Genomic DNA, 15,672 nt, shown 5'->3' with positions numbered 1-15,672 from the left:
CGGAGTGAACGCGAAGGCATCAGTCGCACCAGTTGAGCCAAAAGCCGACCCATCCTTGGTAACCGACCAAGCATAAGTGGCGACCGTATCGATCGTCCCGGCATCCGCTACCGTACTGGTCAAGCTGATCTCGGTCCCCTCAGGACTGCTAACAGCAGGAGCGCCAACAATCGTCGGGACGGGGTCTTCGTTAGTAACCGTGATGCTTTCCGTGGTCGTACCTGACCCACCGTCATTATCGGTTACCGTCAAAGTAACGACGTAAGTCCCATTATCGTCCGGAGTGAACGCGAACGAATCAGTCGCACCAGTTGAACCAAAAGCTGATCCATCCTTGGTAACCGACCAAGCATAAGTGGCGACCGTATCGGTCGTCCCAGCATCAGCGACCGTACTGGCCAAGCTGATCTCGGTCCCCTCAGGACTGCTAACAGCAGGAGCACCAACAATCGTCGGGACGGGGTCTTCGTTAGTAACCGTGATGCTTTCCGTGGTGGTACCTGAGCCACCGTCATCGTCGGTCACCGTCAACGTAACAACGTAAGTTCCTTCATCGTCCGGAGTGAACGCGAAGGCATCAGTCGCACCAGTTGAGCCAAAAGCCGACCCATCCTTGGTAACCGACCAAGCATAAGTGGCGACCGTATCGGCAGTGCCCGCATCAGCGACCGTACTGGTCAAACTGATCTCGGTCCCCTCAGGACTGCTAACAGCAGGAGCACCAACAATCGTCGGGACGGGGTCTTCGTTAGTGACCGTGAAACCTTGCGTTACAGCAGCCGCGCTATTACCAGCAATGTCCGTGACCACCAAGCTCGCGACATAGTTCCCGTTGTCGTCCGGCGTGAACGTGAAGTCTTTCGTATCGCCGGTGTCAAATGCATTCCCGTCTTTCGTAATTGTCCAGGCGTACGAACCCGCGGCGGCATCATCAAGCCCGCTAATGTCGCTCGCCGTCAAACCACTCGGGATCGGATCTGTTGCACTTCCGCTAAGAGTAATAGCACTCCCTTCGCCATATGTTCCACCACCGGGTGCAACAGAAATCGTCACATTATTCGGGGTAGTTTGGTCAACGATCACCGTTTGGGTGTCACCCACCGAATCGAACGAATCGACAGCTTCAAAGTTATACGAACCCTCTCCTCGCGACAGGGAGAACGACCAATTACCACTGGAACCTGCGGTCGTGCCGCCAATATTGCTCCCATTTTCGTTCACATCAAGAAACTGCGTTGGAGTCGAGGTCCCCTCCAAGGTGAACGAATTCTGATTTGTAATGAAATCGGCGTTGTCTAGACCTGGATCGGGGTTGATGCTGGCAATATCAGCCGCCAACAACTGACGTTGCTCCAGCACTTCTGGGTTGAGCCGACTACGCGTCGTGCTCTCACGCCGAGTGCCTTTTTCTTTCTTCCCAAAGCTGATGCCAAACGGCAGCATCGCAGTGAAGGGGACCGCGGGGCGTTTTTCGATTTTGACGAAGAACGGGGGGTTGGTGATGAAGTTCCAGATCGCGGCGAGGCCGAGGCCGATCTTGGTGATCCAGCTGCCCTTGAAGGCGTTCTTGTAACGCTCGATGCGGGCCTTTTGACGCTCGATGAACATCGACTTGCGTTCGTTGGCTTTGTGCTCCCAACGACCCGCTCGCTCTCGCATTTTCTGCATGCGGGTGGCGGAGGTGTTTTGAGTGCGGCCGGCGAAGTTGTGATGATTGGGGCGAATCGACATGGATATTCTCTAGAAAGCTAAGTCAAATGAATTCGGGAATGAGGCCTTGGGGAAACAAACTTCTGGTCAAGGCTTGATTGGCTTCAGCGACCTGTTCGTCGCGGGGTGCGGCATGGCCCAGAGGAGCCAGCCAGGGACGTTGAATCAGGTCCCAATCAAAGGGTGCGGAGGGCGAAATACTTGCCAACGTGATTGGCAAACTCGCCCTCGTGTGAGCGTGGAAAATAGGATCAGTGACGCACAAAAATCGCCCTGTTTCGCCTCACCAATCGCACTCTGGCGATTTCGTGGAGTCGCGGTTGCTTTGATGCACCCAACCATTTCGTCTTCTCAACTGAGGAAGATAGTCACCGCCGAAAAGCGGCCTCAAATCAATCCGCCCGAACTCAGCCCCCCCTTCCAAGCACTGGAAAAACGATCTGCGCGCACCCCATGGAAGGGGTACTAGCTCGAGTGTGAGGAGAGATCCTAACTGGGGGTTTTAGGGGAAACAAGCATTCGATCGATTAAAACTTGAAGAACCCCCCTCTCATGGGAAAAAGTTCCGGCTTTCAGCAATGTCGCACTGGATCACAATCATTGAGAAAGCCTCGATACAAAACGTTTTCTGGGGAAATCGCGTCCGAACAAGCTGAAAAAAATTATTTTTGCTGGGTACAAATCCGGCGGTCGAGCGTACAGACGTCCATTCACCGAGCGTCCACTAAGACACAAACCACCCAGGCGGACCGGTGACAATTCGTTCCCTACGGTGATCTGGGCACCTCAACTTCGTGATACCAAGCGCCACCATCAAGCCTATCTCCTGAGAAGACATTTCCTTCATATCCGGGGGACCTCCCAAGAATGAAATCGACCATCCCCATTTAGGCTGTATCCACCGGAAGAACCGGCCCTTGCGACTTCACCAAAGGGCCAGCCAGACAGGGCAGTACGACTTCGCGTCCGAACGAAGCCAGGCGTTGACTCAGACGTCTCAGCGATGGAGGATGGCGATCGAAAACCTTGCCAACTACCGTTTGACAATGGGGGCTTGCACGCCATTGAGAACGCTGCTCTCGGGGTGCGCCTGTCGTGCATTGATCGCAGCATGAGGTCCGAATTCTGGTGAATCGGGCTACGGGTGAATTGGCCTTGCTGACGCGGCGGGTTAGGACGTCTTGAGGGGGCGTACGTGAGACTCACTGCCAGTCATAACCCGAAACGTCAGTGAGGCTACGCGGGATGTTGCAGTGACCTTGCTAACGCGGCGGGTTGGGATGAGAGCTGAATGGAAGGATGTCGCCACAGAGATCACTGAGAGCACAGAGGTGGCTCTCAGATTTCAGTGGATTCACATCGCCTCAACAAAAACCTCTTTGAACTCGGTGTCCTCTGTGGCGAGCAATCACTGCGATCGGCCTTGCTAACGCAGCGGGTTGTGACGAACAACGAACGACCTAGTGGAGTCCGAATTCTGGCGATTCCGGCTACGGGTGAGTGACCTTGCTGACGCGGCGGGTTGGGACAGCTTGAGGGGGCGTACGTGAGACTCACTGCCAGTCATAACCCGAAACGTCAGTGAGGCTACGCGGGATGTTGCAGGGGCCTTGCTGACGCAGCGGGTTGGGATGAGAGCTGAACGAAAGGATGTCGCCACAGAGATCACTGAGAGCACAGAGGTGGCTCTCAGATTGTCAGTGGATTCACATCGCCTCAACAAAAACCTCTTTGAACTCGGTGTCCTCTGTGGCGAGCAATCACTGCGATCGGCCTTGCTAACGCAGCGGGTTGTGACGAACAACGAACGACCTAGTGGAGTCCGAATTCTGGCGGATGCGGCTACGGGTGAGTGACCTTGCTGACGCGGCGGGTTGGGATGGGTCGATGCTGCGGCCTTGCTGACGCGGCGGATGTGAATTTGCATCAAGCGAATGCTTGTGGGACGAGGGGCGCGAGACACAAGTCGGCTTGGGTTCAGATAGAATGCGTGGCCCCGGAAAAACTTTCCGGGACTCCCTCCCTAACATCCCACCCTTGGAGCTGACCTGATGAATCGTGATGTGAATGCTGTTGATGGATCTGAATGCCAGGATGTGAAGTCCGACTGCTCGGCACCGGACGGCTTGCACCGTTCCGCTAACGATGGGGATGCGTTGGCTCGCCGCGGCTTTCTGAAATCAGCAGCTTTGGCTGGAGGTGTTGCGGCGGGAGCAACACTCAATGCTCGCGCAGTGCATGGGCAGGAGACTCCGGATGTGATTCAAGTTGCTTTGGTTGGGGCGGGTGGTCGTGGGACGGGGGCTGCGAATGATGCGTTGCATGTGGACAACGCGAAGCTGAAAGTGGTCGCGGTGGCGGATGTGTTTCCAGAGAACGTGGCTCGCAGCGTGAAGGCTCTCTCGAATGAACACATCGATGCGCCGGAGAAAGTGGACGTGCCGGAGGAACGGCAGTTCGTTGGCTTTGATGCTTACAAGCATGCGATGGATACGCTCGAACCGGGCGACATTGTGATCCTGGCGACTCCGCTGGCTTTTCGATGGGTGCACTTCCAATACGCGATCGACAAAGGGTTGAACGTGTTCATGGAGAAACCGCTGACGGCCGACGGGCCTTCGTCCAAACGGATGCTGGAACTTTCCGCCAAGGCCGACGCGAAGAATCTGAAGTGCGGCGTAGGTTTGATGGTTCGTCACTGCCGCGGGCGACAAGAGTTGTTCAAGCGCATTCAAGACGGCCAGATCGGCGACATCATCATGATGCGTGCTTACCGGATGCACGGCCCGATCGCGTCAGCGTTCACGAAACGTCGCTTGGACGACATGCCAGAAACGCTGTGGCAGATCAAGAATTTTCACAGCTTCCTGTGGGCCAGCGGTGGTTGCTTCAGCGATTTCTATATCCACCAAATCGACGAAACGTCTTGGATGAAGAACGCGTGGCCGGTCAAGGCTCAGGCTCTCGGTGGACGTCACTACCGCGGCGATTGGATCGACCAAAACTTTGATACCTACGCGGTGGAGTACACCTATCCCGACGGCAGCAAGCTGTTCTTTGACGGTCGTTGCATGAAGGGTTGTCGCAACGACATGTCGAGCACGGTGCACGGCAGCAAAGGGTCAGCGATCGTGAGCACGTCCGGTCACACGCCGGGCAAGGTTCGGATCTTTGAAGGCCAAAACCAAAGTCGCCGCAAGGTGGCTTGGGCGCACCCGCAACCGGAAAAGAACCCGTATCGCCTGGAATGGACGGACTTGGTCGACGCGATCATTCACAACAAGCCCTACAACGAGGTGCCACGCGGTGTGCAAGCGAGCTTGGTGACCAGCATGGGCCGCATGGCGGCTCACACTGGCCAAGAGATCACGCTGGACCAGATGACCAACTGCCCGCATGAGTTTGCCCCCGGCGTGGCGGAGTTGACCGTTGACGGTCCGGCCCCGGTGATCGCGAATGCAGATGGTTCGTACCCGGTTCCTCAACCTGGGATCTTGAAAGAGGTTGAATACGAGTTGTTTGATGTGTGAGGGGTTTTCGGCCTTGCTAACGCGGCGGGTTGTGACGAGCGTGCTTGCGGATACCCCGTAGCCGGATTCGCCAAGAATTCGGGTGGGAACTGCACGTCCTAACCCGATACGTCAGTGAGGCTGATTGGCTGTTGCCGTTGCCTTGCTAACGCGGCGGGTTGGGATGGCTTGGCTCGCAATCATTGGTAGCCGGATTCGCCAAGAATTTGGTGGGTGACTGGCTTTTGCCACGGAGGTCACAGAGAGCACCGAGGTGATGGCCCGAGGAAGCATGCGGGCTTTGCGAAGATCGATTGCTGGGCCTTGCTAACGCGGCGGGTTGTGACGAGAGGAAGCCACGCGAGAGAATCCGGCCGCCGCCAGTCATAACCCGAAACGAGAGCGAGGCTACGCGGGATGTTGCAGTGGCCTTGCTGACGCGGCGGGTTGGGACAAGTGGCACTGCAGATGCGGCGGGTTGTGATGGGCGGACTTGCAGGGCAGTGAGGTAGGTTCGCTGCGTCATCTTGGTGAGATCTGCGCTGTCTGTGGCAAACGAAATGTCGTGGGCAGAGACTGGGGATTGCTGGACGCCTCGCTTCTGGTGAAGCATCGGCTGGGTGCCATGTGAGACATAGCCTACATTGGTGCATGGCTGATTTGCCGGGAATGTGTATGCGTCCGAATCCTGGCGAATCCGGTTGCGGGTGAGTGGCCTTGCTGACGCGGCGGGTTATGACGAGTGGGATTGTGCAGGTAGGGGATTGGGATCAACAGGTTTGGATGAATGAGAAGGTTTTGGTTTGTTTGAATTGCGTTGCACAGTTCGGAATTGCGGGTTGGCTTTGTCGCCGGTGGAGGGTGGGCTGCGTTGTGAGAAGCGGCACCATTTCGATCGGGCTCGCGAGGGCTATTACAGCTTGTCCCAGCCGCAGGATCGCAAGTCCAAACAACCAGGCGATGCGGATGCAGCGGTGCTGGCTCGCCTTCGTTGGCTGCAACGTGGGCATGCGGCTGGATTGATTGATGCCTTGCGACCTTGGGCGGCGGCTCGGAGCGACTGCAGCAACTCCAGAGCGATCGACTTAGGGTGCGGCGAAGGCACCTTTGGGCCGGCTTTGTTTGGCGATTCGCCGGGCAGTTACTGCGGGATCGATCTGTCAAAGAAGGCGATCAAGCTGGCCGCTCGCGGGTGGCCGGAAGCGACTTGGGTTTGGGCCAACGCGGACCGATCGCTGCCGGTGGCGGATGGCAGCGTGTCCTGTGTGCTGTCGTTGTTCGGGCGTCGTCCCGTTACCGAGATTGCTCGGGTGCTGACGGAAGATGGAATGCTGATCGTTGCCGTTCCCGGCGAAGAGGACTTGATCGAGCTTCGCGTACACGTGCAGCAATCGGGCCAGCGACGAAGTCGTTGGGAGAAGGTCGTCGACGAGATGGCGGTCGCTGGTTTGAAGCCGATTGAACACCGCGTGTGGCAAGAACAGGTTGACCTGGACAGCGAAGCGATCGCCGATGCGATGGCGATGACATATCGCGGCGTGCGGTTTTCGCAGAACGCTCGCGTGCAGACCGCCACGGCGATGCCGGTGACGTTGGCCGCGGATCTGATGTTGTTCGGGCGTTGAGGTGTAGCAGGCGAGAAAACTGATGCCTCCATCCTGCCACGGCATGAAAGTCATAACCCGCCGCGTGAGCAAGGAACGAACAGCTACTGGGCGAGAGCAGTGGCCTTGCTGACGCGGCGGGTTGTGACAGACGGCAGATACGCTCAACGTGCGTGTGTCACAATCATTCGAGGTCCCGGTCCTTGCGATCCTGAGCTACCAATACGTACGTTATCACGCGTTCCAATCCATCCTCGTCCCAGACGTAACGCTGACTTCCGCGATCCGCCCACCATCGCTTGCGATCTCGTGGTGAGCCTTCGTTCAATCGTCGCGTGCACCAAGCTTTCAAATCGGCTCGAACTCGTTTTGGATCAACACTCGGTGCAGAGAGAACAACATGCAGATGATTGGACTGGCAGGAGCTAGCATGCAATTCCCACCTGCGGACTCGACACGTCTCCGCAACTTGCCGCTCGACCAAGTCTCGCTCAGCAACCGACAAGAGACACGCGTCTTCGTTCATTCTTGCGGAGGCCTCGATGTGCTTTGCTGGGTCAGGCATCTTCCAACCGTGTTGGTGTAACACCCAACCACGACGATCACCGGGTAGCCATGTGCCGTAGGTGGGCCAAGTCAAGAAGAAGGCGATCGGGGCATCAGGCATGATTGGCCTCACGCAGAAGTTGGACAACGGCGTTTAAAGCGCACCGCGGCTCAAGCGGAACCGCCTGCTGGAAATTCTTATTGTAGAAGGTTGCGCGCGACCTTGCTAACGCGGCGGGTTATGACTTTGGGCACCTCCTTGCTGACGCGGCGGTTTATGATCGGCGTCTTCAACGCGGGGCGGAAACGCTTGCTCGAAGATTCCTTTGTAAAAGGTTGTGGGTAGCCTTGCTTACGCTGCGGGTTGTGACGAATGCCTTGATTCACACAACATCGCACAGTCATAACCCGCAGCGTGAGCAAGGATCGAACAGCTACTGGGCGAGAGAGGTGGCCTTGCTGACGCGGCGGGTTATGACTTTGAGCACCTCCTTACTGCGCGGCGGGTTGCGATGAGCCGACCTACGCCGTCTACGTGAGGATTTCTTCGACGACTCGGCTTTGTTTGACTCCGGTGAGGCGTTGGTTGAGGCCTTTGAAGGGGTAGACCATCGTCTCGTGGTTGAAGCCGAGCAGGTGCAGCAGGGTGGCGTGGAAGTCTCGCAGGTGCACGGACTCGGTCGCGGCGGTGTAGCCAACCGCATCGGTCTCGCCATAGGTGAAACCTGGTTTGACGCCGCCTCCGGCCATCCACATCGTGAACGCCTCGGGGCTGTGGTCGCGGCCATGGAATGCCATTGTTGCTCCGCCTCGGTTCTCTCGCATCGGAGTGCGTCCGAATTCGCCGCCCCACACGACCAGCGTGTCTTCCAACATCCCACGCTGTTTCAAATCAGCGAGCAACGCCGCGATGGGCTTGTCCGTTTGCTTGCACTTGTCAGGCAGTCCGTGCTCGAGCGATTCGCCGCGGTTGGATCCGTGCGTGTCCCAGCCCCAATCGAACAACTGCACAAAGCGGACGCCTTCTTCGACCAAACGCCGCGCGAGCAGGCAGTTGTTGGCAAAGGATTCTTTGCCAGGCTCAGCGCCGTAGCTCTCAAGCGTTTCCGCGGTTTCCTGCGACAGATCCATCGCTTCGGGAGCAGCCACCTGCATCCGATAGGCCATCTCATACTGAGCGATCCGGGTGACCGTTTCAGGGTCGCCGTATTGCTGCAACGACTCTTGATTGAGTGCCGCCAAAGCATCCAAAACCTGACGCCGCTCTTGTCGCGAAACGCCTTCGGGGTTGGCGACGTTCAAAACCGGATCACCTTTGGATCGGCACTGCACTCCTTGGTAGACCGACGGCAAAAAGCCTGATCCCCATAGAGCCTTGCCCACACGAGGCAACCGACCGCCGGACAACAGTACGATGAAGCCAGGCAGGTCTTCGTTCTCGCTGCCCAAACCGTACGTGACCCAGGAACCAATCGACGGCGATCCCATCGGAGCAGCTCCGGTGTGCACCATCAACTGAGCCGGTCCGTGGTTGAACTGGTCTGTCTTGACCGTTTTCAGGAAGCACAGATCGTCGACTTGCTTGGCCAAGTTGGGCATCAACTCGGACACCCATGCACCGGATTCACCGTGTTGCTGGAAATCATACTGCGGCCCCAGCATGCGAGGCGTGCCATTGATGAATGCGAAGCGTTTGCCTTCCAAGAACGACTGCGGGCACTCCTTGCCGTCGAGCTTTTTGAGATCCGGCTTGTAGTCGAACAGCTCCAGTTGGCTGGGTGCACCGACCATGTGCAGGTAGATCACTCGCTTGACCTTGGCTGGTTGAGGCGGCGTCAGCGGACTAAGCGGATTGGTGGATTCGTGCTGGGGATCAAAACCATGTTGCAGCGATGCATTCGCATGGGCACGGTTCCCGCCCGCTTGCTGAGTCGCCAAGTAAATGGCTCCGAGTCCAGCGGCGGATTCGGTCAGGAATTGCCGGCGACTGGTTTGCAACAACGACTGACGAAAAAGTTCCTGAGAGATCGATTCGCGATTCATCTTATTTGCTCATGATTTCGTCGAGGTTCAACAACGCAGACGCGACCGCTTCGTAGGCGTCTTGCTCTTGTTCGGACTGTTGCTTGGCATGCTCGTACAGAGACACCAGGATTTTCTGTTCAGCGGAGGTTGGCGACCGCGAAGTTACCAACTGGAATCCTTTCTCCAAACGTTCTTCCAACGCCCCGTCCATTGCTTCGATCTTCTTGGCCAGTGCTTGCATGCACTCCACAAACGTGACGTCGTTGAGTGTCGTCAAGGCTTGCAGTGGCGTGTTCGAACGTAGCCGCCGTGGCGTGCAGAACTCACGCGAAGGAGCGTCGAACGCGGCGAACATGGGGTACGGGATACTGCGTTTGGTGTAGGTATAAATCGACCGGCGGTAGCGATCTGGGTTGCCGACATCGGGCGTGCTCCATTTGTCGCCGCCTTGGAACGGCTTCCAAACGCCATCGGGAATCGGGGGATGAACTGGGGCACCGTGGACTTCCGGCGAAAGCAACCCGGACACGAACAGGGCTTGATCACGAACCATTTCGGCGGGCATGCGGAAACGAGGCCCGCGAGCCAACCATCGGTTTTGTGGATCGACCAAGTCGGAATCGGGATCGATGACGGCGTCTTGCCGGTAGGTGCTCGACAACACGATTGACCGGATCAGTTGCTTCCAACTCCAGTCGTATTCGTTCTGAAATTTGAGAGCCAGATGATCGAGCAACTCGGGATGCGTCGGCCGCTCACCACTGGACCCAAAGTCTTCCTCGGTCGGCACCAAACCGATCCCGAACAAACGAGCCCAGATTCGGTTGACTGTCACACGAGCTGTCAGCGGGTTGCTCGGATCCACCAACCACTTGGCCAGATCCATTCGGTTAAACGGGCCTTCGCCATCAATCGGCGGCATCGAATTCGGAACGTCCGGCTGGACTTGCTGGTCCTTTGTCAGGAACAAGCCGCGAATGAACACATGGCTTGGGCGAGCCAAATGCTCGGGGCGTTCCATCATGATTGGGATGCGGACCGAAGGAATTTTGCGTCGCTTGCCTGAAAGCTCAGACAGCTCGTCACGCTGTGCCTTGAGATCCTTATCCGTCCACGCGAGCAATGCTTTTTCGTCCGAGCAGACATCGACGCTGCCACGTCGAACGACCAAAGGGAATGCACCCAAGGCTTGCTGGCGACAACTCATGTCGAGTTTGAGCTTGGCACCTTCGGGGACGTCGACCGGTTCCTTTAGCAAGAAGACTGCCACGCGAGCGTGATGAATACGAGTGAAGGCAGCGAAACCGTCGCTGTTCTTCGAGTCCATGCTCGACCGAGCATGCTTCAGCGGTTCGGGTTCGTCCGCGATGACGTGAGAGAATTCAATTTGTGTCTCGTCATCTTCGCCGCCGATCAAAACCCCATTCAAATGCGACAGCACAAATCCCCATTCAGAATCAGCCAGTGCGGTTTCAGGATTGCGAGGCAGCAGCGTCAAACGAATCGCCGTGAGCTTGTCGGCCGACTCAGGCATCTCACATTCCACCGAGACGGTCGTGCCGTTGGACAACGTGTCGATCGTGTAGAACTCCGTCCGCCCACCGCGTTCCTCGACGTCGACTTTGGTTTGCTTGGTGGCCGAGGCGGTCATGGAATCGATGTGTTTCCAATCCAACTCGCCATCGCTGACCGCTTCAAACTCTTGATGCCAAATCGATTCCTTGAGCGAACGAATTCGCCGGTCGAGTTTGGAGGCACGCTCTTCGTCTTCATTGTTCAGCGGCACTGACAATAACGGTTCTTCGCCGCTCAAGTCGCAATCGACCGAGTTGTTGAAGAACGCCATGAACTCATAGAACTCTTCGTGTTCGATGGGGTCGTATGGATGACTGTGACATTGAACGCACCCGAATGTGATGCCTTGCCAAGTTTGCCAAACCGTGCTGACTCGGTCCATCACCGCGTTGATGCGAAACTCTTCGTCGTCCGTTCCGCCTTCTTCGTTGGTCTGCGTCAAACGACTGGCGGTGGTTGCCAAGCGATCGTTGATCGAAGGATCCGGCAACAAGTCACCGGCAATTTGTTTGATCGTGAACTCATCAAAAGGCATGTCGTTGTTGAGCGAATCGATCACCCAGTCGCGATACTTCCAGGCGTTGCGACGACCGTCGAGTCCCAGACCGCGACTATCGGCGTAACGAATTTGATCCAGCCAAACCGAGGCCCAGCGTTCGCCGTAGCCGGATGACTGCAACAACTCGTCAACCTTTTCAGAGTAAGCAGCGTCGCCACGCTCTTTTGCAGCTGCATTGAAGCGTTCGACTTCATCCAAAGTCGGCGGAACACCAGTCAGATCCAACGTGACGCGGCGAAGCCATTGATGCGGTGGAGCATCCCCGGCAGGCTGGATGCCTTTTTTCTCAAGCGTGCTGCGAACGAAGCGATCAATGGATTCACGGCAAGCGTCCGGGTTGGCGATATCAGGAACGCCGGGGGCAACCGGAGGTTCATAGCCCCATGATTGTTTCCACTTGGCGCCTTCTTCAATCCAAGTCTTCAGCAGGGCGATCTTTTCTTCGGTCAGCGGCGCACCGTGTTCGGGTGGCGGCATGATCTCCGATTCGTCATCCGACAGAATCCGATCGATCATGTAGGAACCATCGACGTCGCCGGGTTCGATCACCGCCAACGCACTGTCGCGATGAATGAACGATAGGTCGGCGGCTTGCTTGACACCGCCGTGACAGGCCACGCAGTGTTCGTTCAAGATCGGCTGAATGTCATCGGCAAAGTCGACGGCAGACGCGGACGACCAAGTCCCGAAACCGGTTCCAAGCCAAGTGGCAGCAAAACAGAAGAGATAAAAACGTTGTGTCATGAGCAGACAAACAAAGGAAAGGCAACTTCGCTCTTAGTCAGCAAAGTCTTGCAGCAAGTCAATGAACGATTGCACTGGTGAATCGCGTTCAGAACCGTCGACCGCCGGTGGGCTCAACAACAGAGTGTCGTCCTCCCAATGGCATCGCCGAACGCCGTGACACCAGCGAAGGGTGCAGTCCCAACCACAATAAGCGGAACGTTGTAGCTCGGCAAATGACAATTTCGCACAGTAAAAGCGGGCCAAATCGGCGAAACATGAGAAACGCCCGACATATCAGACGATACGCCGGGCGTTGTTGTTTCAAAGAAAACGCAAAGTTGCGTGAGAACTAAGACTAAGAGTCAAAACTCTTCGGCAATCACTTCTCGTGCAGCACGAGTTCCCAGGGAACCCCACAATCCGTAGGGGCTGGCTGATCCGGGTGGATTGCTGCTTTCTTGCGAAGCGTTGCGATGCCAGATCGTTTCCGCCCGGCTATTTCCGGCCTCGATCGAGTCGGTGATGAACTTCACCGCACCATCGGCCATCAACACATGCACGCCGCCTTGGTGTCGGCTGCTGGCGGTTGTGATGCCTTCGGTGCCATGGTTTCCGCCCAAGCAAACCTCACTGTTGGGCGGAAGGATGCAGAGGAACTGCGAGTAGAGAGGACGAAAGTCGGCCCATCGTCCACCGCGTGTCGTGGCACCACCGCTGACAGCTGTGCCGGACAGCCAAAACCCGGGGCGAGCGGGATCGATCAGAGCATTGTCTTCGCAAGTTTTGGGATTGCCCATGATGCCGTTGCCCCACTGGCCGCCGTGACCGCCATTGTTCAACGACGCTGCCGAGCGGATGTCTCGGTCGCCCAAGTCCGTCACGATCTCGCCGCACATGATGGTGTTCGACGTTCCATCAAGGATGTCGCGAAAACGAGTGTTCCCGCGTGGCACAAAGACACCTCGAAGATTGGCCCGACATTGACGCATCAGCCAATTTTCATCCTGGTATCGCCAACGACTTTGCCCACCGTTGAACCGCGAGACACCGAGTTGAGTCCGGCTGGTCGCGTCGCCAGTGCAGGCGGCGTAGTTGCTGCGTCCGACCGTTGGCAGCCCCCGACCGGGATCACTGGGGCATCGATAGGTCGGCACATCGGTCCGCCAAGGCATGTAGCGAACCGCGTAGGGAGCGGGTCCCATCGCGGGCCAAGTCCGATTGGCTTCGTCCGTCAGTGGGTTGGAAATATGCTCCCACATGCCTTGCTGCTCAATGAACGGCAAGATGCCAACCATGTAGCTGAGCATGTGCCGGCTGAATCCAACCGGTGGTGCTGGAGCGGTCCCATGGTCGTCCGCCAATGACCATAAATCATTCGTCTCGTTTGTGGCTCCCGTGCCGTGCATCGGCATTTGGTTGTAGGCCGCGTGGTAGTTGTGAACGCCCAAGCCAATCTGCTTGAAATTGTTGCTGCAACTCATCCGGCGAGCCGCCTCGCGTGCTGCCTGCACAGCCGGCAACAGCAGCCCAACCAAAACGCCAATGATGGCAATCACCACCAGCAGCTCGACCAGGGTGAAACCGTCACGTTGACGGCTTTCGTTGTTCTTTCGCTGCTGCGGAAACAGAAGTCCGCTTTGTCGAATCATCATTTCACCGAACCATGAATGAGGAAAAGAGAGAAAGATCGCCGACGGCAATGGTTGTGATCAGCGATTGCTTCCAGCTCGAAATCTCAAGCTGAAAGGTGTCAGCGTGGGTGCGTCCGCATGCACGAGCTCACGTGGTGCGGCTAGGGAGCCACTTCTTCGGCGTTCTCGGCAGCTTCCGCTTCTGCTCCCGCCATCTCAGCGTCGTAGGCCGCGAATGCGTCCTCATCTTCGGTGATCACTGTTTGTTCGGCTTCACAGCCAACCCACATGCCGATCAACAAAAGTGCTAACAAAGACTTACCGAACATTGAAACGAATTTCATCATCCCCACCAATCGAAACGAAGTGACCAGAGACCGAAGCCAACAAAGGCACTTGAAAGCTCGCTGAAGCCCTGAAAAGCGCCTTTCCGCAACAACACCGCTGATAGTGGGGGATCGAAGTGCTAAAGTCAAACTCGAATTGGAGGGGTGTTCCGCGTCATCAAAAAGTGGCGCGATATTCGCGTGGGGCATCTAAACCCCGTAGTCTATGCAATGACGCTCGGTCTTACCCACTGACGCGACAAAATAGGTAGCGAACGAAAACCAGACAGGCGAGAACTTCCACCCGTGAAAAACACACTTAAATTTTCTTTTTTTTCGGATTCCACCGAAACTTTCTCGTCAGACCGTCCAAGACAAGGTTCCCGAGCGACTTCCGCTTCAGCGCCGTGAGGGCAGCCAGCGCACAAAAAAACGCCAAGGCAACAAGCGTGACTTGCTGCCTTGGCGTAACGTTCTTTAAGTGCCGTCAAAGACGGTTCAAACCAGAATCAGATCAGGAGCCGACCTTGGCCTTGGTGCGAGCCTCGCGAAGACCGCGACTGAGGATATCTCGTAACATTGGCGAGTAATCTTCGTACTTGCTCTCGTCCGGAGCACCGCTGCTGAACTGATAGATCGCATCGCGTGGTTTGACGCCCAACGCGATCAGCGTGCTGCTGACGGTCGCGTAGTCACCGTTGCGAATGACCATGCTTGGTCGACCTTGGCCGACCGGCGAACGTGCGAACACTTTGCTGGCGACCGCCAGGAACTTCACTGGCGAGTCCAGCGTCTGAAGGGTTAACAGGCGGCGAGCCAACTGAACGCGTCCGTCGTCTGGGTCGTTCAAGTTGCGAGCACCGATGATATTCAGGCCTTCTTGCAACTCGACGACTTCTTGACGTTCATCGGCGTGAATTGCAAAACCAGCTTTGGCGTCGGCCAAGATGATATTGCAACCTTCGTAGCGATTTTTAGCGAACTCAGCGTGGGCTTTTTCGAGTGCACGACGTGAAGAGGTGCAACGCAATAAATCCATCGCCAGTTGGCCACGAGACCGTTGTCCGAACAAAGGCGTCGCGGTGGCACGATTGGTTAAACCAACAAACAAACCGTTTTGGTTTACCCCCAACCAAGTTCCACCGGCCTTTTGGTCGATTCCACACAACACGCGTGGTTTACCGGATTGAATGGACGGCGTTTGGCTCGGGCGGTCCACATACTCTTCGCGGTTGGCCGCAACGAGGATAGGACTTTCGGGAACCAAACGGTACTGAACAGCAAGCAAGCACATCTGGGAGACATCCAACTTTCAAAGATCGGTGATTTCCAGTCTCACGCACGTGATCTCTCGCCAATTGATCGGGGACCCCCCGGCGAGCCTGGTGCGATACACGTGGGAACAATGTAGCCACGCGAAATCCGGCACCACACCCCCGCCTGGGTGGTTTCGTAGATATT

Annotated in this window: 9 protein-coding genes; 2 read left to right on the top strand and 7 right to left on the bottom strand. The window is 56.7% G+C overall.

What is annotated here, in order from left to right:
- Nucleotides 1-1,608 (bottom strand): PKD domain-containing protein (locus CEE69_RS12690; RefSeq protein WP_233215178.1); only part of this gene is annotated, 1,608 nt, incomplete at its 3' end.
- A 2,153-nt stretch (nt 1,609-3,761) separates the two neighbouring features.
- On the opposite strand from CEE69_RS12690, the gene CEE69_RS12675 reads away from it, so the two are divergent.
- Together CEE69_RS12675 and CEE69_RS12670 are read left to right on the top strand one after the other, a co-directional pair.
- Nucleotides 3,762-5,240: a Gfo/Idh/MocA family protein gene (locus tag CEE69_RS12675; RefSeq protein WP_099260988.1), complete on the top strand. Its 1,479-nt coding sequence runs from the start codon at nt 3,762-3,764 to the stop codon at nt 5,238-5,240.
- Between the two features lie 782 nt (nt 5,241-6,022).
- Nucleotides 6,023-6,844: a methyltransferase domain-containing protein gene (locus CEE69_RS12670; RefSeq protein WP_099260987.1), complete on the top strand. Its 822-nt coding sequence runs from the start codon at nt 6,023-6,025 to the stop codon at nt 6,842-6,844.
- Between the two features lie 163 nt (nt 6,845-7,007).
- Here CEE69_RS12670 and CEE69_RS12665 read toward each other — a convergent pair whose 3' ends face one another.
- The 6 genes from CEE69_RS12665 to CEE69_RS12635 all read right to left on the bottom strand — a co-directional run bounded on the left by CEE69_RS12665 (nt 7,008) and on the right by CEE69_RS12635 (nt 15,505).
- Entirely contained in the window at nt 7,008-7,490 is a 483-nt protein-coding gene (locus CEE69_RS12665) for a transposase (protein ID WP_233215177.1), read from the bottom strand.
- A 410-nt stretch (nt 7,491-7,900) separates the two neighbouring features.
- Entirely contained in the window at nt 7,901-9,412 is a 1,512-nt protein-coding gene (locus CEE69_RS12660; protein WP_099260986.1) for a DUF1501 domain-containing protein, read from the bottom strand.
- Between the two features lies 1 nt (nt 9,413).
- A complete protein-coding gene (locus CEE69_RS12655; protein WP_099260985.1) occupies nt 9,414-12,272 on the bottom strand; it encodes a PSD1 and planctomycete cytochrome C domain-containing protein in 2,859 nt (952 codons plus the stop codon).
- A 344-nt stretch (nt 12,273-12,616) separates the two neighbouring features.
- A complete protein-coding gene (locus tag CEE69_RS12645; protein WP_099261022.1) occupies nt 12,617-13,906 on the bottom strand; it encodes a DUF1559 family PulG-like putative transporter in 1,290 nt (429 codons plus the stop codon).
- 140 nt (nt 13,907-14,046) lie between these two features.
- Nucleotides 14,047-14,232 (bottom strand): hypothetical protein, encoded by a 186-nt coding sequence (locus CEE69_RS12640; RefSeq protein WP_233215176.1) that lies wholly within the window; start codon nt 14,230-14,232, stop codon nt 14,047-14,049.
- Nucleotides 14,233-14,725: 493 nt separating this feature from the next.
- Nucleotides 14,726-15,505: an NRDE family protein gene (locus tag CEE69_RS12635; RefSeq protein WP_007328055.1), complete on the bottom strand. Its 780-nt coding sequence runs from the start codon at nt 15,503-15,505 to the stop codon at nt 14,726-14,728.
- Nucleotides 15,506-15,672: the final 167 nt, after the last annotated feature.

Origin of the sequence: Rhodopirellula bahusiensis (assembly GCF_002727185.1) — a bacterium.
In the GTDB taxonomy this organism is placed as follows: Bacteria; Planctomycetota; Planctomycetia; order Pirellulales; family Pirellulaceae; genus Rhodopirellula; species Rhodopirellula bahusiensis.
The sequence above is the reverse complement of the archived record's forward strand: the minus strand, read 5'-3'. Positions and strand labels throughout refer to the sequence as shown.